The 19,834-nt window shown below is 40.3% G+C and carries 19 protein-coding genes and 3 pseudogenes; 13 read left to right on the plus strand and 9 right to left on the minus strand.

The window, feature by feature from the left end; all coding sequences use genetic code 11:
• The first annotated feature begins 6 nt into the window (after positions 1-6).
• On the plus strand, positions 7-507 hold the full coding sequence (locus ACT3S9_RS03265) for a DUF1543 domain-containing protein (RefSeq protein WP_441992727.1): 501 nt from the start codon (positions 7-9) through the stop codon (positions 505-507).
• 522 nt (positions 508-1,029) lie between these two features.
• Here the strand turns inward: ACT3S9_RS03265 and ACT3S9_RS03270 are convergent.
• The 3 genes from ACT3S9_RS03270 to pdsR all read right to left on the minus strand — a co-directional run bounded on the left by ACT3S9_RS03270 (position 1,030) and on the right by pdsR (position 4,349).
• Positions 1,030-1,242 (minus strand): hypothetical protein, encoded by a 213-nt coding sequence (locus ACT3S9_RS03270; RefSeq protein ID WP_441992728.1) that lies wholly within the window; start codon positions 1,240-1,242, stop codon positions 1,030-1,032.
• A 285-nt stretch (positions 1,243-1,527) separates the two neighbouring features.
• Positions 1,528-3,660: a proteobacterial dedicated sortase system histidine kinase gene (gene pdsS, locus ACT3S9_RS03275; protein WP_441835955.1), complete on the minus strand. Its 2,133-nt coding sequence runs from the start codon at positions 3,658-3,660 to the stop codon at positions 1,528-1,530.
• A gap of 5 nt (positions 3,661-3,665) precedes the next feature.
• Entirely contained in the window at positions 3,666-4,349 is a 684-nt protein-coding gene (gene pdsR / locus ACT3S9_RS03280) for a proteobacterial dedicated sortase system response regulator (RefSeq protein WP_441835956.1), read from the minus strand.
• A gap of 223 nt (positions 4,350-4,572) precedes the next feature.
• Here pdsR and pdsO point away from each other — a divergent pair, with 223 nt between their 5' ends.
• From pdsO to ACT3S9_RS03295, 3 genes are read left to right on the plus strand one after another with little or no spacing between them, the layout of a single operon-like run.
• Positions 4,573-5,295: a sortase-associated OmpA-like protein PdsO gene (gene pdsO / locus ACT3S9_RS03285; RefSeq protein ID WP_441835957.1), complete on the plus strand. Its 723-nt coding sequence runs from the start codon at positions 4,573-4,575 to the stop codon at positions 5,293-5,295.
• Positions 5,296-5,325: 30 nt separating this feature from the next.
• Positions 5,326-7,434, plus strand: coding sequence for a marine proteobacterial sortase target protein (locus ACT3S9_RS03290; RefSeq protein ID WP_441835958.1), 2,109 nt, complete (start codon positions 5,326-5,328; stop codon positions 7,432-7,434).
• Complete coding sequence (locus tag ACT3S9_RS03295) at positions 7,427-8,026, plus strand: class GN sortase (RefSeq protein ID WP_441835959.1); 600 nt, start codon at positions 7,427-7,429, stop codon at positions 8,024-8,026. The genes ACT3S9_RS03290 and ACT3S9_RS03295 overlap by 8 nt, the downstream gene beginning before the upstream one ends.
• Here ACT3S9_RS03295 and ACT3S9_RS03300 read toward each other — a convergent pair.
• Entirely contained in the window at positions 7,912-8,880 is a 969-nt protein-coding gene (locus ACT3S9_RS03300; RefSeq protein WP_441835964.1) for a DMT family transporter, read from the minus strand. The genes ACT3S9_RS03295 and ACT3S9_RS03300 overlap by 115 nt on opposite strands.
• A gap of 112 nt (positions 8,881-8,992) precedes the next feature.
• Here ACT3S9_RS03300 and proB point away from each other — a divergent pair, with 112 nt between their 5' ends.
• From proB to ACT3S9_RS03320, 4 genes are all read left to right on the plus strand, one after another.
• The gene (proB, locus tag ACT3S9_RS03305; RefSeq protein ID WP_441835960.1) at positions 8,993-10,096 is read left to right on the plus strand and encodes a glutamate 5-kinase; all 1,104 of its coding nucleotides are present in this window, start codon (positions 8,993-8,995) and stop codon (positions 10,094-10,096) included.
• A 91-nt stretch (positions 10,097-10,187) separates the two neighbouring features.
• Complete coding sequence (locus ACT3S9_RS03310; protein ID WP_441835961.1) at positions 10,188-10,547, plus strand: glutaredoxin family protein; 360 nt, start codon at positions 10,188-10,190, stop codon at positions 10,545-10,547.
• An 80-nt stretch (positions 10,548-10,627) separates the two neighbouring features.
• The gene (gene gltX, locus ACT3S9_RS03315; RefSeq protein WP_441835962.1) at positions 10,628-12,112 is read left to right on the plus strand and encodes a glutamate--tRNA ligase; all 1,485 of its coding nucleotides are present in this window, start codon (positions 10,628-10,630) and stop codon (positions 12,110-12,112) included.
• A gap of 176 nt (positions 12,113-12,288) precedes the next feature.
• Positions 12,289-12,588 (plus strand): 2OG-Fe(II) oxygenase, encoded by a 300-nt coding sequence (locus tag ACT3S9_RS03320; protein ID WP_441835963.1) that lies wholly within the window; start codon positions 12,289-12,291, stop codon positions 12,586-12,588.
• 10 nt (positions 12,589-12,598) lie between these two features.
• Here ACT3S9_RS03320 and ACT3S9_RS03325 read toward each other — a convergent pair whose 3' ends face one another.
• Complete coding sequence (locus tag ACT3S9_RS03325) at positions 12,599-12,997, minus strand: hypothetical protein (RefSeq protein WP_441992729.1); 399 nt, start codon at positions 12,995-12,997, stop codon at positions 12,599-12,601.
• 176 nt (positions 12,998-13,173) lie between these two features.
• Between ACT3S9_RS03325 and ACT3S9_RS03330 the strand changes: the two genes are divergently transcribed.
• From ACT3S9_RS03330 to ACT3S9_RS03345, 4 genes are all read left to right on the plus strand, one after another.
• Positions 13,174-13,875: a DUF3581 family protein gene (locus tag ACT3S9_RS03330; protein WP_441836658.1), complete on the plus strand. Its 702-nt coding sequence runs from the start codon at positions 13,174-13,176 to the stop codon at positions 13,873-13,875.
• 105 nt (positions 13,876-13,980) lie between these two features.
• Positions 13,981-15,228, plus strand: coding sequence for a DEAD/DEAH box helicase (locus ACT3S9_RS03335; protein WP_441992730.1), 1,248 nt, complete (start codon positions 13,981-13,983; stop codon positions 15,226-15,228).
• Positions 15,229-15,287: 59 nt separating this feature from the next.
• Positions 15,288-15,881, plus strand: coding sequence for a GAF domain-containing protein (locus ACT3S9_RS03340; RefSeq protein ID WP_444750712.1), 594 nt, complete (start codon positions 15,288-15,290; stop codon positions 15,879-15,881).
• Position 15,882: 1 nt separating this feature from the next.
• Positions 15,883-16,269, plus strand: coding sequence for a GGDEF domain-containing protein (locus ACT3S9_RS03345; RefSeq protein ID WP_444750713.1), 387 nt, complete (start codon positions 15,883-15,885; stop codon positions 16,267-16,269).
• 341 nt (positions 16,270-16,610) lie between these two features.
• On the opposite strand, the pseudogene ACT3S9_RS03350 reads toward ACT3S9_RS03345, so the two are convergent.
• A pseudogene (locus ACT3S9_RS03350) lies at positions 16,611-16,976 on the minus strand (hypothetical protein); the annotation flags it as partial.
• A gap of 78 nt (positions 16,977-17,054) precedes the next feature.
• Between ACT3S9_RS03350 and ACT3S9_RS03355 the strand changes: the two are divergent.
• On the plus strand, positions 17,055-17,939 hold the full coding sequence (locus ACT3S9_RS03355; protein WP_193039152.1) for an IS982 family transposase: 885 nt from the start codon (positions 17,055-17,057) through the stop codon (positions 17,937-17,939).
• 15 nt (positions 17,940-17,954) lie between these two features.
• Here the strand turns inward: ACT3S9_RS03355 and ACT3S9_RS03360 are convergent.
• The 3 genes and pseudogenes from ACT3S9_RS03360 to ACT3S9_RS03370 all read right to left on the minus strand — a co-directional run.
• Positions 17,955-18,221: pseudogene (locus ACT3S9_RS03360) on the minus strand (hypothetical protein); the annotation flags it as partial.
• Between the two features lie 28 nt (positions 18,222-18,249).
• On the minus strand, positions 18,250-19,218 hold the full coding sequence (locus tag ACT3S9_RS03365) for an IS30 family transposase (RefSeq protein ID WP_086959932.1): 969 nt from the start codon (positions 19,216-19,218) through the stop codon (positions 18,250-18,252).
• An 81-nt stretch (positions 19,219-19,299) separates the two neighbouring features.
• A pseudogene (locus tag ACT3S9_RS03370) lies at positions 19,300-19,647 on the minus strand (hypothetical protein); the annotation flags it as partial.
• Between the last annotated feature and the right edge of the window lie 187 nt (positions 19,648-19,834).

Here is a 19,834-nt window from a genome sequence, read left to right on the forward strand (position 1 = left end):
AGCAAAATGCAGCTATTTATGGTGTATTTAGGCGGGCGTATTCAAGGCTGTCATATTGAAATACATGACGTGCGTTTTGTGGTTGGCGAAAGTATTGAGCAAACCTACAGCAAATTAAAAGCTCAGTGGGTCGGTGATAAAAAAAGCGTACACATGGATAGTTACATGGCGGTGAATCACATAGATGGCTTTAAAGTTGAAGTGGTTGATGAGCCTATAAAGCAAAGCCAGCAGCTTTATTTTGTAAATCTTGGTGCATACCACGCAGATAGTCTCGCTGAGCAACACGACTTTTCACTCTATGTGGCAAGTAGCACTAATGAAGCTAAGCAGCGCGCTAAAGATGATTTACTTGCCGGCTTAAGCCATTTACATAAAGATGATTTACACGATGTAGATGATTGCTTTGCGATAGACTTACTCGATAGCCAATTACATATTAAGCTCACCCCAAGTGGTGAGGCGCAAAAAATAAAACCAGACTGGTTTGGTTATCATATTTTATAATATTAACTATTAGTGGCTTAGGGGTTATTGGTGAATAGATGTTTGCTTAATATCTGTAAAGCGATTTTTGAACTAAATGCTCCAATAGAAGATTTAGATAAGCTCCTAAGCAAGTGAAAATAAACCCAAGACATTATTGTAATTCACGGGTAAGCAAAAAAACACAGCATTCAATTAAACAAAACAGCAGAGGATAATGCTGGTCAGCTTTTAGCGAGGTGAGAGAGTACAGTGAATAGTTAATGGGGCAAGAAAACACTCAAAAGCATACACAGAGAAAGTATGTAAAATACAGTCATGATTATCGTGATCGAGCTACCTGTGAAACCAACTCCTATGTGCTAAGTTCATCAAGTGTCTATGAATTAATGCAAGTAATGCCATTCACTACTGGTAAAAATGTATATCAAGGAGTGAAAAAATACCCGAGCAACCTTACCTAGTAAAACAGTGCTATTTAGAAAGAGTCATTACGGCAGAAACGAAGTATCAACAATGAGTGTGATAATAGAAGGAGAGTTGCTACTTTTCTTTTTCTTCACTATTAGTTGCTATTTTAAAGGCAACAATCACGAACCCAAACATCACAAAAGGTAGCGCTGCGAGCATGTATTCTATTATGTCGTTGTCTTGAAAGCTGGCTTGTAGTAAAAAATGGCCGGCGACGCAAAGTAAAATAACCACCAACAGGATAGGCAGTAAGATTAGCTCTTTTTTTGCATTGTGACTGTTCATCGATAAGCATCACTTTTGAAAGGTGAACTATTGTAATGAACTATGCAGTATCAGGTCAAATAACTTGGATCTTTGGCTTGCTTTAAGCTTCGCGTAGCCTGATTTTCTGCTTTCATTACATGTTCTTCGTTTAACCTGACTATCACTGATTTGCTTGTGCCTATATAAATCGAATATAAAGTCGATTTCCTCACGCTCTAAGGCTTCCTGCATTAAGTATTAGATAGCTTATACTTGCCAACCTGAATTTTAAGTGAGCATTAACCATACAAATATGTAGAAATGTTACTTAGTATGAAAAGAGGGAAGTTTTACCGTAAATATTACTCCATCCTCACTTTTGTTATTTTCCGCTATAACACTGCCTTTATGATAGTCGCATACTAAACGGACAATATATAAGCCTAACCCCAAATGAGGCTGCTGCTGTAATTGTTGGCTACGTACTGAGACCATTGAATCAAAAATATGTTCAGTTAAACCGTCAGGCAGTAGTGGGCCCTGGTTGCTAACACTAAGAACGGCCTGTTGCTCTGCTTTAAGTGTTATACGAATAGCGCTGTTGGCTTGACTGAACTCTAATGCGTTATTGATTAATTTATCTAAAAGCTGAGCAATGAACTCAGGCGCTCCCTGCATAGGTAATGACGTTTGGCAAATATCGAGTTCAAAAGTTTGGTTTGGGTAGGTGAGTTGATACCCTTGCATACAACCGTTTACTACCTCTTGTAAGTCAAAGGGCTCTGGCTCTGCGCTGAGAATACTTTGTTCTAGGCGAGTGGCTTCACTCATGGTGGTAATAATTTTACCTAAACGATCAACTCCTTCACTAGCACGGTCAAGGTATTTTTGGCTAAGCTCAGATTGTGGCTGCATCTGTAGGTTTTCAAGCGAGCTACGTACTACAGCGACTGGGGTTCTAAGTTCGTGAGAGAGTCGCGATGACATGGTTTCTAAATAACTAGTATAACCCCCGAGACGACTCACAATATTGGCAAAGCTACGAGCTAAGTCGCCGATTTCGTCGTTTGAATCTGCGTAGTTTATACTCCCAGTTATACGGCCTTGGGCATCAATGGCCTGCTCGGCGGTATCTCTTAGACGGCGAATGCGGCTAGAAATTCGAGTTGCGAAGAAAAACAAAGTTACGGTGCCAATGAGCATCACTGCTAAAATTACATTGAATAGTTTCTCAAGAGATTTATTACGCAAAGTACGCACGCCATTGGTGGTTTCTTCGGCTACGACTGCGCCAATTACTTTATCCTGGATCCAAATAGGGTAAGCGGCCGATAAGATAACCGCTTTATTATCTGGGGTTAGGCGCCAGGATGAAGCGGGCGCGCCACTTAGCGCTTTACCAATATGCGTGCCTTGCATAGCAGCAACATCATGCAAAGTATCTAAAAATTCGTTCTCAGGGCGAGTTAGTACTTTATAATAAAGCGGATGTAAGTAATTTTTTTCAAAGCGTTGCCACCATGTTGTTGCTGGTTCTTCGTTTAGTCCATCCGCCCATACGCCATCAGCATGATGAATAGAGCCCGATTGGGCTAATACTCTGTGATGCTTATCAAGCACCCAAATGCGGCTACCGCTGTGACCCATACCTTTTAATATGCGATTTATTTCTGGTGAAGGAACCAGTACCGAACCAATATCATTGGGGTTTTGTAGGTTTGAGGTAGACATTATTTGTGACTCAATCTTCCCTTCATCCCAATCTTCAATCGCAAAGCCGAGCTTATTGCCAAGCATGCTTAAAGGAAAGCGCAGCTCTATATTATAGCCCGTTGCTGTGCTTGTAAAATAGCCTTGTATTTTTGTCATTGGTGTACGGGTTTTTGCATCAAACGCATTTATCCAGCCATCTTTTCGCGGCGAAACAATATAGTTTTGAAAGTCCCCTTCGGGGGTTTTTAGCATGATTTGTAAGTGGTCGTTGCGGGTAATACTTAAGGTGTTTTTAGCTCGGTAAATTAATGAATTGTCCATTACCTTAAAAACCGCATATAAGTAGTTATCGTATTTTCCTACCATGTGTTCAAACGATAAATCACTAGCTTGGTGGTTTGTTTTAGTACCTTGTAAATAACGCTCATCGTAATGCCAAAAAAGTGACTGATAGGGCTGCCAGTCAGACAATTTACCATCGAGTTGAATTGGGTTACTTAGATTATAGGCGTATAGATCTCGGCCCTTTATAACTTGGTCTAAAAAGTTAGTTTGTGAGTCAAATAAAGCAGGGCGTTCGTGTAGCGCGGTAGCGAGCGCGCGGGTAGTACCCACAAGAGTTTTTTCTTGCCCTTTACGTAAAAACTTTTCCATTTCCCATACGTATTCGTAACCTAACCAAGGTAATAAAAACAAAAAACACGACAGTAGTATAAACTTACTACGCAAACCAAAACGTATCATTACACTTACTCCCAGCGATAGCCCATACCGTATACGGTATCGATGCAATCAAAACTGCTATCAAGGGCGATAAACTTTTTGCGGATACGTTTTACGTGAGAGGTAATCGTTGAATCATCAACATAAATCTTGGCATCGCTCATTAGTTCATTACGGCTTTTAACATGCCCGGGGCGCTGAGCGAGCGAATATAGCATCCAAAACTCCGTCACGGTTAAATCAACCAACTGTTGCTGCCAAAATACTTGCATGCGCTGAGTATTTAGAGTGAGGGGACCACGGTTTATTAATTCGTTTTCATCTGCGGGCTGCTCAAGTGCTTCCATGCGACGAAAAAGTGCGCCAATACGCGCTGCTAAATGCGCCATGCTGATATCTTTAGTCAGGTAATCGTCAGCGCCCATTCTTAAGCCACAAACGGTATCTATTTCGCTATCGCGAGCGGTTAAAAATATGATCGGTAGAGTCTTAGAAAGTGAGCGCAGAGTTTGACATAGCAAGAATCCGCCATCAATTTCATGATCTAGACCAATATCAACAATAGCCAAATCGGGGAGAGCATCATTAAAGGCGTGCTCGGCGCTTTGCCGATTGCTAAAGCCACTAACGCTATACCCCTGAGCGCTGAGCATTTCCATATAGTTTTCGCGAATCGCGGTTTCATCTTCAACAATGGCTACTTTTTTCATTTACTGTCCCTTCAATTATTCTGTTTGTACTATACCTAATTTTTTCCCTTGAGTATGGGGTAGAAGGCAATTGCCTTTTTTTTGCCACAATTGCTCAGCAGTTTGCCTTTTTTGCTCCCTTTTGCTGCCACTTGAAGTTGTTTTAATAGCTTTATACCAACTCGGTCGCTCGACAACCAACGAGTTGCCAACTTATTAAGTAACGAAGCTGAAGGAGCACATCATGAGAAAAATTATCGTCGCAGCTACAATCGCCATTATTATCGCAGCGCCTAACTTAGCGCACGCTGACACATACGTAACACAAAAAGAAACCGTAATAGGCCTAAGCTCCGGCGCCGTGATTGGCGGTATTGTTGGTGGCCCAGTTGGTGCATTTATTGGCGCATTTACGGGTGGCTTGATTGGCGAGCAAGAAGTCGCTGAAGGTAAAATGCTCGAGCAGCAACGTGCTTTAGAGGTTATGCAAGATAAAACGGATGACTATCAACATGTTTTAGCGCATAACGCACAATTGAGTAGCCAGCTGAATAAACTTGAAGATAACAACGAGCGCTTAACTCTTGCACAAATGAATAATTTAATGGCGATGACGATTCAATTTAAAACAGGATCAAGTGACATCGCCCCACATTTTGCTAATCAATTAGATCAACTGGTTAATTTATTACAAAGCCAGCCTCACTTACAGCTCGACTTAAATGGTTTTGCTGATCAGCGCGGTGATGAACTCGCCAATCTAGTGCTTTCAGAAGAACGAGTCGCTAAGGTACAAAATTATTTAGTTAAGCAAGGTATTGCAGATAGCCGCTTAACCGCGACGGCATTTGGCGAGCAGCAAACAGTGGCTGATAGCGATAGCTTTGAAGACAACATTTTTGACCGTCGAGTTACTTTAACTACGCGCCCTACTGAGCCTGCCTATAACCAAACCGTGAGTAACTAGTTAGCTATTTTTTCGAGGGAGTGACCTATTATGTTGAATAAACAAAGCAAAGTATTTACCCGTGGCGAGAGCTTTATGCGGGTAAGTCTTTTTATCATAATTAGCTTATTTGCTGGTAGCTACAGCAGCTTTAGTGAAGCGACGCCATCACCCGCGTTGACTATGTACGATAGTGCTGGTGCAAAAGTATCACCAGGGGTTATTTTAAAAAATAACGCGCATATGACGGTAACAGGGCTTATCAACCATGTGGTGGTAACTCAGCATTATCGCAATGAAAACCCGTTTGCGGTGAATGCGCGTTATGTATTTCCGCTGCCAGATGAAAGTGCGGTACATGCCATGACACTGCGTATTGGTGAGCGCATTATTAAAGGAGAAATAGACAAAAAAGCACAAGCTGAAGCGCGTTTTGAACAGGCCAAACAAGATGGTAAACAAGCCGCGCTGGTAAAGCAGCAACGCGCTAATATGTTTATCACTAATGTGGCAAATATTGCACCTGGTGAAGAGGTTATTATTGAGCTTAAATATCAAGAGGTGATTGATTACCGCAGTGGCACTTTTTCTATACGTTTTCCAACTACTATAACGCCGCGTTACCATGCTATAAAAGGCGAAATTAATGACACTGTCACTGAGGCACTTGAAAGTGAACATTCACGAAATGAAGTGGCTTCAGATGAATCGATTGCTAATCAAAGCAGTGCTTTTACACCAAGTGGCTGGTTAGCGCCAGTTTATAATACGCAAATAAATAATGAGCCATCAACTCCTGAATTTAACTTAACAATAAATATTGATGTTGGTTTAGAGCTTGTTGATATTCAGTCTAGACATCATCATATAGTGACTAAAAATCCTGCCTTTGGGCAATATAAAGTAACATTAAATGAACAAAGTGCGTTCAATCGTGATTTTTTATTGGAGTTTAAGCCACTACAAAAAGAGCAAGCACAAGCCGCTTTTTTTACTGAACAATTAGACAATAGTGAACGTTACGGTTTACTAATGCTTATGCCACCGGACGATCATTATACGCAAACCCAGCGCCTACCGCGCGAAATGGTATTTGTAGTTGATACTTCAGGCTCGATGCATGGTCAGTCAATGGAGCAAGCAAAAAGCGCGCTACATTATGCACTATCGTTACTCGATAGTGACGACAGCTTTAATATAATTGGTTTTGATAATCAAGTAACGCCAATGAGTGATAACCCCGTGGTGGCGAACGATTTTAATTTACGCCGCGCCAAACGTTTTGTATATAACTTACAAGCTGATGGCGGCACTGAAATTAAAGGCGCTCTTGATGCGGTACTTGATGGTAAAGAACATGCCGGTTTTGTACGCCAAGTAGTATTTTTAACTGACGGTAGTGTTAGTAACGAAGATGCCTTATTTAAACATATAACTGCTAAATTAGGTGATAGCCGCCTATTTACCATTGGCATTGGTAGCGCGCCTAACAGTTATTTTATGCGCCGCGCCGCAGATGTCGGGCGGGGTAGCTTTACTTTTATAGGCAGTAGCGTTGAGGTAAAGCCAAAAATGCAGCAGTTATTTGATAAGTTAGCGCATCCGGCTATTACTCAGCTTGCTTTACAAAGTAGTGCTAATAAAAGTAACAGCACTAACGCTAATAGTAATAATCAAGCGCTTGAATATTGGCCTTCGCCTCTGCCTGATTTATATTTTTCTGAGCCGATAATGGTAGCTATTAAACTTGACGACCAACAAGGCATTACCTTGCAGGGACAAACAGCGCAGGGGCCTCTGGAAATTGAGTTAAACACGCAGCAAGGTCAACAAGCTAAAGGCATTGCAAGGCTTTGGGCGCGGCAAAAAATCAAGTCACTACTTTTATATAATGATCAGCAAGTCGTTAAACCTGAGGTTGAAAGTTTAGCTCTTGAGCATCAATTACTCAGCCCATTTACTGCCTTTATCGCGGTTGAGCAAACATCTACAAATATCTTTGCTGAGCAAAACGTACAAGTACAAAATGAGCTGCCACAAGGTATGGCTATGCGTTTACCGCAAACAGATGGGCAAAGCCGACTGCAAATTTTACTTGGGCTTATGTTGCTTATTATGGCTGGATTGTTGATTAAGTTTAAGCAGGTAAAAAATGATTAAGTGGCTAACGGTTATGTTGTTAGTGGTAGGGCTTGGCTTGTTTGGCCATGGTGGCTATATGCAGGCTAAAGCTTGGCTTGCTCAGTATTTAATTGATGATGCTTGGCAACAAGCACTCAGCGCACCAAATGAGCATATTAAACCTTGGTTTTATGCTGACAGCTACGTGACAGCCAAACTTAGCTGGCCTGGCCGTAATAAAGAGCTTTCGGTATTAGCTGGTGCGAGCGGTCGTAATCTTGCGTTTGCGCCAAGCCACTTTTTACAAAGTGGTAAGCTTGGCTCAAATAAAGGGGCGCTTATTGCTGGTCATAACGACACTCATTTTGCATTTTTACAACATGTAAAAGTAGGCGAGCAATTTAAGCTGCAGACTCAAAACGGCCAAACTGATACGTACAAGGTGCGTGGGATTGAAGTAATACATCAATCCCACAATGATTTTTTAAATCAAAGCGGGCTTTATTTATTAACGTGTTACCCGTTTGACTCTTTGGCTGCGGGCACTGAATTTAGGTTGTTAGTATCGGCAGATAAAATATCTTCATCTTTAGCCTCATCGTCATCATTAACATCAACTACTAATTCTTGATGGCGCTGGCTTATCATTACGCCAATAAATACCACGCCAATGCTTAGCCATTGGCCAAAGTTGAGCACTTCGCCTAAAATAATAGCAGACAAAATCAAAGTGAAAATAGGGATTAAATTAGAATAAGCCGCCGCTGTAAGCACTGATACTTTGCTAATTGCATAGTTATATAAGCCATAGCCACCTAAGGTGACACACGAACCTAAATATAAAATACTTAACAGTGCCGTTAAGTCATGTTGGTTTTCACTCGGTAAATCAATAAATAATAAAAATGGGGCAAAGAATAAACTACCACTAATGCCTTGCAAAGCAATCAGTGTCAGTGGTGAATAACGCGCTACTAAATGTTTAACTGACACGGTATAAAATGCCGCGCAAATCATAGCCATTAACTCTAAAAAATTACCCAGTAATGGGTTGGGTGCTTGCTCTGAATTAGGTGAAAGCAAGGTCAGTAAAATACTGCCGCCAATGCAAAATGTAAAGCCAATTATAATGGCTTTACTGATGTATTCTTTAAGCATAAAAAACGCTAAAAATGCCACTATAATCGGTAAGCACGAAACAATAACTCCTGCTTGAGAGGCGGAAGTATATTCCATAGCGTGACCTTCAAATAAAAAGTACAAGCAAGGTTCCGCCAGCGACATGGCAATTAAATATTTCCAATCACCTTCATGATATTCAAAGCGAATCACATAACGCCATAAACATAGTGCCATGACTAAAGTAGTTAACATACGTAAAAAAATTACTAGCGCAGGATCATAAATAGCAATGGCATATTTTAAGGCTATAAACGAACTACCCCATAAAAAGGTAGCAATAATTAAACACAAACTCGCAGGCATAGTCACCGCTTTTAAAAGCACTAAAAAAGCGATCCTAGCATGAATATTTTTAACTTGTTCAAAAAGCGATAACTGGTATAAGTAAATTATCAAAACTTTTAATAGTAAACAGATGAACAGGGCACAGGTAATAGTGGTAAAGCTGGGAACTAGCGTTCTTACAGGCGGCACGGATAAACTTGATAAAGCACACATGGTAGAGCTGGTACGTCAGTGTTGTGAGCTTAAAATGCAAGGTCATCAAGTTGTTATAGTATCAAGTGGTGCTGTTGCAGCAGGGCGAGAGCAACTATTAAAACCCTGTGGTCGAACATTAATTGATAAACAAATGCTGGCAGCTATTGGCCAAGGTCAGCTTATCCACATTTGGCAAAGCTTGTTTGCATTGTATGATGTTAATGTCGGGCAAATGCTGCTTACTCGCGCGGACGTAGACAATAGAGAGCGTTATTTAAATGCCCGCGATACGCTAACCGCATTATTAAGTTACGATGTCGTGCCAATAATTAATGAAAATGACGCGGTAGCCACGGCTGAAATAAAGGTGGGTGATAATGATAACTTATCAGCGCTGGTGGCTATTTTAGCTAACGCTGACAAACTCTTACTATTAACCGACCAAGAAGGCTTATTTACTAGCGATCCGCGAACCGATCTTAATGCCACATTGATCAGAGAAGTGAGTGACATTAATGATGAATTAAGACAGCTCGCCGGTGGCAGTGGTACAAACTTAGGCACTGGCGGTATGGCAACTAAGTTGCAAGCGGCTGATGTTGCAAGACGGGCAGGAATTGAGGTGATCATTGCTCAAGGGGCGAGTAAAAATGTTATTTTAAACTGCATGGCAGAGCAATTACCTGGCACGCGTTTTTTAAAGCTTACCGCCCCACGTGATGGTCGTAAAAAGTGGCTGTTAGCCGGGCCTAAAAGTAGTGGCCAAATAATTATCGATGCAGGTGCAATTGCGGCTTTACAGCAACAAGGCGCTAGCTTATTAGCTAAAGGTATATATGCAACGCATGGGCAGTTTGAGCGCGGTGATTTAATTGAGTTAGCCAGTCAAGATAAGCAACTAGTCGCTCGAGGGTTAGTGCGTTTTAGCCAAACAGAAATCGCCAAAATTAAGGGCTGCCACTCCAGTGAAATAGCGCAATTGCTAGGGCTTGATTACGCCACAGAAGTAATTCACCGAGATGATTTGATTTTACTTTAATTGAGGGGGCTTTCAATTTTTATCAGCATGTGACACGCGCTTAATTTGTGTTAAAATCCACGCCCTTAAATTGATGCCGATAGGGTAAAAAATGAAAATAGTTCGCTGGATTTTAGGTAATTTAATCTTATTCTTTGATTTTATTTTTACACCGCGCAGTAAAAAGCGCCCCGCGGAAGTGCAAGCATTGCTTGATGAAAAAACCGAACAATTTAAACTCTATCAATTCAAAGCCTGCCCGTTTTGCGTAAAAGTGCGCCGCAGCATTAAACGCCAAGGTTTAAAAATAGAGACTCGTGACGCCAAAGGTAATGAGCAATTTCGCCAAGAATTATTAGAGCAAGGCGGTAAAGTTAAAGTGCCTTGTTTACGTATCGAAAAAGATAGCCAAGTTACCTGGTTATATGAATCAAACGATATTATTGCTTATTTAGATAAAGTGGCTGCTTAAGCCGTTAACTTATTAAAAAACAGCCTATGTGAAGTTTGCATTTGGGTTGTTTTTATTGCCCATTGAAAGAGAATATAATCATGACAATCCGTACTCGTGTTGCCCCGTCGCCAACTGGTGACCCGCACCTAGGAACCGCCTATATTGCCCTATTTAATTACTGTTTTGCTAAGCAGCAAGGTGGTGAGTTTGTACTTCGCATTGAAGATACTGACCAAGTACGTAGCACCCCAGAATCAGAACAAGCTATTATGGATAGCCTGCGTTGGTTAGGTCTTGAGTGGGATCATGGCCCTGATGTGGGCGGTGAGTTTGGCCCGTACCGTCAGTCTGAGCGTAGTGATTTATATAAAAAATATGCGCATCAGTTAGTAGACGAGGGTAAAGCGTTTTACTGCTTCGCAACTAGCGAAGAGCTTGATAAAATGCGCGAAGAGCAAATGGCAGAAGGTCTACGTCCTAAATACGATGGTCGTGGTTTAAAGCTTACTGAAGATGAAATAAAAGCAAATTTAGCTGCTGGCAAGCCGTATGTTATACGCATGAACATTCCTACCGAAGGCACTTTTAAGTTTAACGATTACCTGCGCGACGAAATTGAAATCCCGTGGGAAAACGTCGATATGCAAGTGCTATTAAAAGCGGATGGTTTTCCAACTTACTTTTTAGCCAACGTAGTTGATGACCATCACATGGAAATTAGCCATATTTTCCGTGGTGAAGAATGGATCAACTCGGCGCCAAAACTATTAAAACTATATGAAGATTTTGGTTGGGATGCCCCCGTACTTGGACACTTGCCATTATTGCGTAACCCGGATAAATCAAAGCTGTCAAAGCGTAAAAACCCAACTTCAATTAACTACTATAAAGAGATGGGTTATTTGCCAGAGGCACTGCTTAACTATTTAGGCCGCATGGGCTGGTCAATGCCTGACGAGCGTGAAAAATTCACCCTTGATGAAATGATAGAACACTTTGATATGAAACGTGTATCACTCGGTGGCCCAATCTTTGATGTGGATAAACTAAGTTGGCTAAATGGTACTTGGATCCGCGAAAACCTCACTGATGCAGAGCTTGTACAGCGGTTTGTTGATTGGAAGTTTAATGGCGAAATGCTGGCTAAAGTATTACCTGAAGCGAAAACGCGTATTAATACTTTGTCAGACATGGTTGATTTAGCTGGGCACTTTGTAGGCGGGATCCCGACTTATGATCCTGCTTTATTAACCGCAGGTAAGGCTGATGAAAACGTTATTCGCCAAGCATTACAGTTCTTTATTTGGCAATTAGAAGGTTTACGCAGCTTTGATAAACCGGCTATTTTTGCTATTGCGAAAGAAGTGGCTACTTTCCACGAGCTTAAAATTAAAGACTTCTTAGAGCCTATTTTCGTAGCTATTACTGGTAAAACTTCATCAACATCAGTGCTTGATGCCATGGAAATTTTAGGCTCGGATTTATCACGTGCTCGCTTACGTGTCGCACTTGCTCATTTAGGTGTTTCTAAAAAACAAGCGAAGAATATTGAGCGTGCGTACCGCACATACCCAAGTGCATAATGATTAAATAATACACTTTTAAAAGCCGAGCTTATTAGGTAGTAAATAAGTTCGGCTTTTTTGTTTCAGGCTGTTTGGTTATATGGCATCGCGTTTTGATATTGTTTAGCGCAAGCATTGGCGCTTTAGCAAATGCTAAAATGCGACATGTAAACCCAAAGGAGGCAGTATGATCCATGATCGCAACCGTTAAAAACAAAGCTATTTTTAGCAGTAATAAATTTTCGATAAACCTTGTTACTTACCCAACCAATCACAGCGTAATGAAGCATATTGACCCCGTGCAGCAAGGGCGCTATTACAAGCTCAATTTTGTATTAGAGAAACCTAAAGCGGGTGGGGTATTTAAATGCTCAAAATGCATTATAAATTTATTTAATCGCGTGTATTTGTTCAGACCCGATAAATACGAACACAGCGTATCTAAAATCGAGTTTGGAAAGCGCGTGCTACTTAGCTTTGCATTAAATATTTAATGCAGTGCTGTCAGTAATTATAAGCCTGACCACTACAATACATTGCCACGTGGCAATAGCTTGTTGCTGTTTTACGGCATGAATTAATAGTAAATGCATTTGCACCGCGATTAATTACATTGTTTTTTAGCTCATATATTGCGTTAGATTTAGCGCGTTCATCACTAATAGTTCCTTTAACATTTCGGTCGTGACTCATGCAACTTTGACCTTCAACTCGTCCTAAAAGAGTAGCGCCACTTTCGTGTGCTTCTTGATCGCTATAAAACTGTTGAAGGTCTCCTCTTGCCACATGTTCACCAACTTTTTGAGATAAAACATCTTTATCTATGTTGGTATGAAAGGTTATGCCAGACGAGCATCCAGCTAGCGCAGAGAGTATGCTTATTGTGGCGATAATACGCATCATAGTAATTAGTCCTTTAGTAATGAGTTTCCAATTTCGTAATCAAATTACTAACAAAAACAGAGTTGTGCAACATTTGTTCTCAAGTTAATTGTAAGATTTAGTAAGTGATTCGACCTCTAAAACCATTTTATCTGGTAGTATACTCAGGTTATAAGCAGTTTAAGCAGTGAACAACTATGTTAAGTCCTTTTTACCAGCAACATGCTGATCATATCTCAATCTCACGTGAGCAAGGCTGTCGCTTTGCAAAGTGTGTGGCTGATGATTACAACCCACTACACGACAAAGACGCCAAAAAGTTTTGCGTGCCAGGCGATTTGCTTTTTGCACTGGTGCTAAATCGCTATGGCATCAGCGAAAAAATGGAATTTACTTTTGCCGGCATGGTTGATGAAAATACCAAGCTACACTTCCCTGAGGGGGGAAATGAGTTTGACATTACCAGCGGTGAAAAGGTTATGCTTAGAGTTAAGCGAGAAGGTGAAAATAGCCAATGCCAAAGCTTAACTGATAACCTAATTAAAAATTACGTTGAGTTTTCAGGCACTACCTTCCCGCATGTCATTATTCCATTAATGGGTAAGCAAGAGGTGATGATAAACCCTGCTCGTCCGATGGTTATTTACGAATCAATGCTTATCAATCTTGATAACCTTGATATAAAAGCGCCAACACTTGAATTTGCAGAGCCTGACTTTGAGCATACCGGTAAGCGCGGAAAAATCACTTTACGGTTTAATTTGCTCGAAAATGGCGTAAAAGTCGGTAGTGGCGAAAAGCACATGTTGGTATCGGGCATTCGTGAATACTGTCAAGAAACGGTTGATGATCTGATTACCTTTTATAACCAGCGTAAAGAAATACTTAAGCCTGCGTAAATTTTAAAGGGCTGTAATTTAAATTAAAAGGTGCATTTTAGCGCCTTTTTTGTTGCCTGTTTTGCGCGTACAATAATGCTATTATCTGTTATTCAAGCTGAAACTATGTCTGCTGCAACTTTTTCTGATCTCCATCTTAATGCTTTATTGCTTAAATCACTTGAGCAAAATCAGTATCTAACCCCAACCGCGATTCAACTGCAAACTATTCCATTAATTCTAGCAGGTCATGATGTAATGGGTAGTGCGCAAACGGGGACTGGAAAAACAGCGGCATTTGTACTTCCCCTTTTACATAAGTTACTGACAACGAATAAAAAAGATGAAGATGGTATTGCGCGAGTGCTTATTTTAACGCCCACCCGAGAGCTTGCTCAGCAAGTGTTTGCAAGCTTTGAAAAATACGCACAAGGCAGTGATATTAAAGGTGCGCTGGCTTACGGCGGCGCAAGTATTGGGCCACAAGTAAAAGCGATGAAAGATGCGCAAGTTGTAGTCGCAACCCCAGGGCGATTACTCGATCATATTATTAAAGGCAGTATTACCTTAGCCAGTGTTGACTCGTTAGTGTTTGACGAAGCCGACCGAATGCTTGATATGGGCTTTATTGATGAGATAAAACGTATCTTGCGCCATGTTCCCCGTGAGCGCCAAACGTTGCTATTTTCAGCCACCTTTGATGACAGTATATTTGAACTTAGTAAAACACTTCTTAAAGACCCAAAACTAGTTGAGGTTGATAAACGTAACTCCGCAGCAGTAGAAGTCGAACAAGTGATTTATGCGGTTGATGAAGATCGCAAACGCGAGCTTGTTTCGCACATGATTGGCATGAAAAACTGGCGCCAAGTGCTTATTTTTACCCGTACTAAACAAATGGCCGATAAGTTGGCTAAAGAAATGTGTAAAGACGGTTTAAAAACCGAGTCCATTCATGGTGATAAATCTCAAGGTGCGCGCGACAGAGCACTACAAAACTTTAAAGATGGCACCACACGTGTATTAGTTGCAACCGATGTAGCTGCACGTGGTTTAGATATTGTGTCATTAAAGTATGTGATTAACTTTGAGCTACCATATATAGCAGAAGACTACGTACACCGTATCGGCCGAACAGGACGTGCTGGCGAGCAAGGTTTAGCTATGTCATTAGTTAGTTTAGATGAACAATGGCTACTAGAAGAAATAGAAGGGCTATTGGATACCCGTTTAACGCCGCAATGGTTAGAAGGTTACGAGCCTGATTTAAATAAAAAACCAAAAGATAATCGTAAAAATACTAATAAATCACGAAAAGAGCGCGATAAAAAACGAATTACAGGTCAAAGAGCACCAAGTAGACGCCGGAAATAATAGCTTTTTTTTTCGCTTTTTTGGCTATACTTAAGGTAATAAGTAGCTGAGGTAAAGTTATGTTTGAAACGGATAAATGGGCATTTACTGGTATTGATGGCCAAATATCTTTGCATAAATGGCAAAAAATAATCGACCTCATTACGGGGCTGTTTTCGGCTCCGTCTGGTTATATAGTTCAGGTAACTAGTAAAGGCTATCGCGTCGTTATAAGAAGTAACGAAGGCGGCTCTAATTTTGAAACTAATCCAATACTTCCTCCGCAAACGCCCCTCTTTTGTAAACATGTAGCTGAAAACAACAATATTTTATATGTTAACGATGCTTGCAATAACGAGCAATGGAAAACTATGCCTGAGGTTATTGAAGGTGGAGTTCAATCCTACCTAGGTTTACCCATTCATTGGCCTGAAGGTGATGTGTTTGGCACGCTATGCCTAAAAGACACAAAACAAACCAGATATACAGATGAATACTTTGAGCTAATAGAGCAGCTTCGTGACTTGATTGAAGATGATTTAGCGCTTGTTTATAGTTATGAGCAAATGCGCGAAATAGCCATGCTAGACTCATTAACAGCTATTTATAATCGCCGAGCACTTAACTTATTAGCTCAGCAAAAACTTAATTTAGCACTGCGTTTGGGGTTTTGACGTGTGTTGTTTGTTTATTGATATAAACGACTTTAAAAAACTAAACGACACCTACGGACATGAAACTGGAGATAAAGCGCTAATTATATTGGCCGATACGCTAAAAACACACTTAAGAGATGCCGATATAGTAGGGCGTTTAGGTGGCGATGAGTTTGTTGCAGTAATGCAAGTGAGCGATAAAAGTAAAATTAGCTACATCATGAATAAAATATCCTCGGAGTATTCAAAAGCCCTATTCAAAGAAGATGTTTGCGATTTATCACTGAGTATTGGTTACAGTTTTACTAATAAACAAAAGCAGCCTTTTGAAGCGCTATTAAATGATGCAGACCACGCCATGTATAAAAATAAACAAGCGTATAAGCTCGCTTTAAAAGTACACTAATAAAATAGTTTAAGATTGAACTAGCTAGCTTGAGGTTTATTGTGCTTACTGAAAAATCAGAACGATATTATTTATCAATTGATATGCGAGCTGACATTGGGAGCGTATTTTAATCTGATATATGAAAGTTAAAATATAAAAAAGACCTTAATACTGGAGTTATCGATAATTAATTCAAAACCCATAGCTGATCATATTTTAATCGTCTGATTTAAATTCCCTTAAAAGAAGTTTCTTATGGTTTAGAGCATACTTATTTCGCAGGTACAGGTTTAAATTAAGTAATTTTTTTAGCAAAAAAAAGCAAGCCATAAGGCTTGCCAAGAAGGGGCGGAATTAGTTTAAGCTATTAGCTTTTCGGCTAGATTTAATTCCATTATTGCCTTTAATAAACGGTATAAATTAATTGACGCGTCAATTTCTTCTTTACGGTTTGTTAAGCTTTCAATATTTAAGCCCAGTGGTACATCTAAATGTGCACAGCTTTTAAGTATTAAGTCGAGGTTTTCGCGGCAAATACGTACGGACTCGCTTAATGTATTATCTGCATCAAGCATGCGCCACTTAGTTGCCTCTGGCACTGAAATACCCAACCATTGCATAAATTCTAAGGTTTTTTCGCCGCCGCACGGAGTAAACGTGAGTATAATACGTTGAGGTGTAATACCTTGTGCCTTACATGTACGTACGTAACTAACCTGAATCTCGTTTAAGAAATTGAACTAAATGCCTGTTCCGAGATCCGATCTTTCGACCAAGAACGATTGGATAGACAAGGAACAGGCATGATTAAATTAGTTGAATTGTTTTGCGATGTCGATGATTTTTGCAAAGTATTTATACCTCAATGGGAAAAACAATTACTCGAAGATGGTACCCAAAAACGTCAGCGAGCAGGACGTATGACGACCAGTGAAATTATGACTATTGTCATTAGTTTCCATATGTCGCATCACCGTGATTTTAAAAATTACTATCTTGGCTATGTTTCACTTATGTACAAAAGTGAATTTCCTAACTTGCTCAGTTACACGCGATTTTTAGCCGTTATGCCGAGGGTACTTGTGCCGATGTGTGCCTATTTTACTTCACTTAAAGGTAAACCCACAGGTGTTGAATTCATTGACTCTACATGTATCAAGGTGTGCCATAATATTCGTATTCCTAGGCATAAAACCTTTGATGGAATAGCCCAGCGAGGCAAAGGAACGATGGGTTGGTTTTATGGCTTCAAACTGCATTTAATTGTTAATCATCATGGTGAGATTGTTGCTGCAAAAGTGACAACAGGTAATGTGCATGATACGCAGCCAGTGCGTGAATTAGCGAGCTGCCTGACAGATAAACTGTATGGTGACAAAGGATATTTAAGTAAAGCTTTAGAAACGGACTTACTTGATAAAGGTGTAAAGCTTATTACGACTGTTCGCAAAAATATGAAGGCAAAAGCGATGTCACTATGGGATAGAGCGATGCTTTCAAAGCGCTTTATAATCGAGACAATTAATGACCAACTCAAGAACATATCCTTCATTGAACATTCGAGACATCGGAGTATGAACGGTTTTATGTTGAATTTAGTGGCTGGATTGGTGGCTTATTGCTTAAAAGAAAATAAGCCACACCTTAATTTAACTGACGTAGAGCTCAATGCATTAGTTATCGCTTAAACAGATCTCAGGTTAACTAGTAATTAAATCAATAGTTGCTTGCGCGTCGTAAACAGCTTGCGATATAAAAAACTGGCAGCCTTGTGCTGTTTTCTCTATTAAGCGTTCGTGCTCATTTCGTTTACTTGAGTGGCGCTCGGCAATCGTAACGCCACCTAAAAAGAAATCATCTGATTGCTCAGCCAATGCTTTATACGCATCGGGCAGGCTTAGCTTTATATCGCCTATCGATGATGGGCTACCTACTAAAACAACATTTTGTAAATCGAAGTCTTTTTTAGTTCTTGAATTCAAGTATTAAGTGCAATCATTATGCAGCCACCAGAACTTCTGATTGCCCCGTAAATAATTCATGAGGGGTTTTATACCCTCTTGTTTTTCTTGGCCGATGGTTGAGCTTATCAACTGCCGCCTGTATCTCTGCTTCACTTAGCGCCATAAAGTCAGTTCCCTTGGGGAAGAAGCGTCTAAGTAAGCCGTTGGTATTCTCATTTATGCCCCGCTCCCATGATGAATAGGGATGAGCGAAATACACATCAGCTTCTAATTTTTGTGCAACATGCTCATGGTGAGCAAACTCTTTTCCATTATCTAACGTCACGGTAATAACCTTACCTTTATATGGTGTCATACACGTGATCAGCGCATCGGCTGTTATTTTCGCATGCTTGCTTTCAATTCTGTGAACGACTGTATATAACGTTTTACGTTCAACCATTGTGACAAGCGCATTTTTACGCCCTTTACCTATCACTGTATCGCCCTCCCAATCACCAATCCTAGACTTTGAATCCACAATACTTGGGCGTTCATCAATGCTGACTCGATTAACTATCTGTCCACGTTTATCATAGCTTCCATAGCGTTTTTTATACTTTTTACATGCACGAGTGAGTGTCTTATGTAGCTTGCCACCACGAGCCTTGTCTCTGTAAATATATTGATAAATTGTTTCATGATGTAAAACGACCTGTTTCTCTAAAGCTAAGCGGCCTGCCACTTGCTCAGGGGAAAGTCCGTCATGCAACAATTTATTAATCCAGTGAGTGACGTCCTCTGTTAACTTACTTGCTTTGAAAGATGACTTACGTCTTTGTTCAGCAAAGTTATTGGCTTGGTTAGGCCGATAGCCTTTAAGTCCTTTATTGCGTTTTAGCTCTCTAGAAATAGATGACGGTGAACGAGTTAGTTCTTCAGCTATCTGCTTTTGGTTATTTCCTGCTTTTATTAACGCGTAAATCTGGTATCTTTCTTCTTGTGTCAGCTGTTTATATTTCATTAAAGCAATTTCCTTTGGCGAGAAAATGGCCGAATTATAACAGCTGGCCATCTAATCTGAGAAATTGCACTTATTATCCGAATTTAGGGTTTCACTTAGCCAATCTTTAAATTGAGCAACACCGCGTTGTGCCACACTTTTGTAGGTGATCACATCAAGCTGAGATAAGTTACGAAGTAGATTGCTGTATTCACGCGGGTCAACCGTTTTCTTAAACGGGAATGGGCGAGTTTGATCGGTACGGCTGCTTTCATCTTGAATGTCGTAAACTATTACGCCATCGTATTCAATTTCATGCAAACGTCCCAATAGCTTTTGCGCTATAGTCTCAAGCTGAGCTTTATCGGTACCAATTCTCGGGGGAGTTGTGCCAATTAAATACACGCCTTGATTGGTGTCTTCAATTTTCTCTTGTAGTGATAAAGCCATAATCCTCATTCCAGCCAATTAGATGTCTATGCAGATAATATAACAGCCATTTAGACGTCTAGATAGAGCTTTATAGTGAAACTTCCTCAATTAATATGAGTTTATTTCATGTTGGTATGAGCGTATCTTTAAAATTAACATATCTATTTACATTAAATATACCCGCAGGGCTCTGATTTCATCTAAC

Origin of the sequence: Pseudoalteromonas sp. AOP31-A2-14 (assembly GCF_052378035.1) — a bacterium.
Taxonomy (GTDB): Bacteria; Pseudomonadota; Gammaproteobacteria; order Enterobacterales; family Alteromonadaceae; genus Pseudoalteromonas.

What these genes read in the sequence shown, in the direction of transcription:
- ACT3S9_RS03265 (WP_441992727.1), top strand. Translation starts at nt 7, where the DNA reads ATGCAGCTATTTATGGTGTATTTAGGCGGGCGTATTCAAGGCTGTCAT.
- ACT3S9_RS03270 (WP_441992728.1), bottom strand. Translation starts at nt 1,242, where the DNA reads ATGAACAGTCACAATGCAAAAAAAGAGCTAATCTTACTGCCTATCCTG.
- pdsS (WP_441835955.1), bottom strand. Translation starts at nt 3,660, where the DNA reads ATGATACGTTTTGGTTTGCGTAGTAAGTTTATACTACTGTCGTGTTTT.
- pdsR (WP_441835956.1), bottom strand. Translation starts at nt 4,349, where the DNA reads ATGAAAAAAGTAGCCATTGTTGAAGATGAAACCGCGATTCGCGAAAAC.
- pdsO (WP_441835957.1), top strand. Translation starts at nt 4,573, where the DNA reads ATGAGAAAAATTATCGTCGCAGCTACAATCGCCATTATTATCGCAGCG.
- ACT3S9_RS03290 (WP_441835958.1), top strand. Translation starts at nt 5,326, where the DNA reads ATGTTGAATAAACAAAGCAAAGTATTTACCCGTGGCGAGAGCTTTATG.
- ACT3S9_RS03295 (WP_441835959.1), top strand. Translation starts at nt 7,427, where the DNA reads ATGATTAAGTGGCTAACGGTTATGTTGTTAGTGGTAGGGCTTGGCTTG.
- ACT3S9_RS03300 (WP_441835964.1), bottom strand. Translation starts at nt 8,880, where the DNA reads ATGCCTGCGAGTTTGTGTTTAATTATTGCTACCTTTTTATGGGGTAGT.
- proB (WP_441835960.1), top strand. Translation starts at nt 8,993, where the DNA reads ATGAACAGGGCACAGGTAATAGTGGTAAAGCTGGGAACTAGCGTTCTT.
- ACT3S9_RS03310 (WP_441835961.1), top strand. Translation starts at nt 10,188, where the DNA reads ATGAAAATAGTTCGCTGGATTTTAGGTAATTTAATCTTATTCTTTGAT.
- gltX (WP_441835962.1), top strand. Translation starts at nt 10,628, where the DNA reads ATGACAATCCGTACTCGTGTTGCCCCGTCGCCAACTGGTGACCCGCAC.
- ACT3S9_RS03320 (WP_441835963.1), top strand. Translation starts at nt 12,289, where the DNA reads ATGATCGCAACCGTTAAAAACAAAGCTATTTTTAGCAGTAATAAATTT.
- ACT3S9_RS03325 (WP_441992729.1), bottom strand. Translation starts at nt 12,997, where the DNA reads ATGATGCGTATTATCGCCACAATAAGCATACTCTCTGCGCTAGCTGGA.
- ACT3S9_RS03330 (WP_441836658.1), top strand. Translation starts at nt 13,174, where the DNA reads ATGTTAAGTCCTTTTTACCAGCAACATGCTGATCATATCTCAATCTCA.
- ACT3S9_RS03335 (WP_441992730.1), top strand. Translation starts at nt 13,981, where the DNA reads ATGTCTGCTGCAACTTTTTCTGATCTCCATCTTAATGCTTTATTGCTT.
- ACT3S9_RS03340 (WP_444750712.1), top strand. Translation starts at nt 15,288, where the DNA reads ATGTTTGAAACGGATAAATGGGCATTTACTGGTATTGATGGCCAAATA.
- ACT3S9_RS03355 (WP_193039152.1), top strand. Translation starts at nt 17,055, where the DNA reads ATGATTAAATTAGTTGAATTGTTTTGCGATGTCGATGATTTTTGCAAA.
- ACT3S9_RS03365 (WP_086959932.1), bottom strand. Translation starts at nt 19,218, where the DNA reads ATGAAATATAAACAGCTGACACAAGAAGAAAGATACCAGATTTACGCG.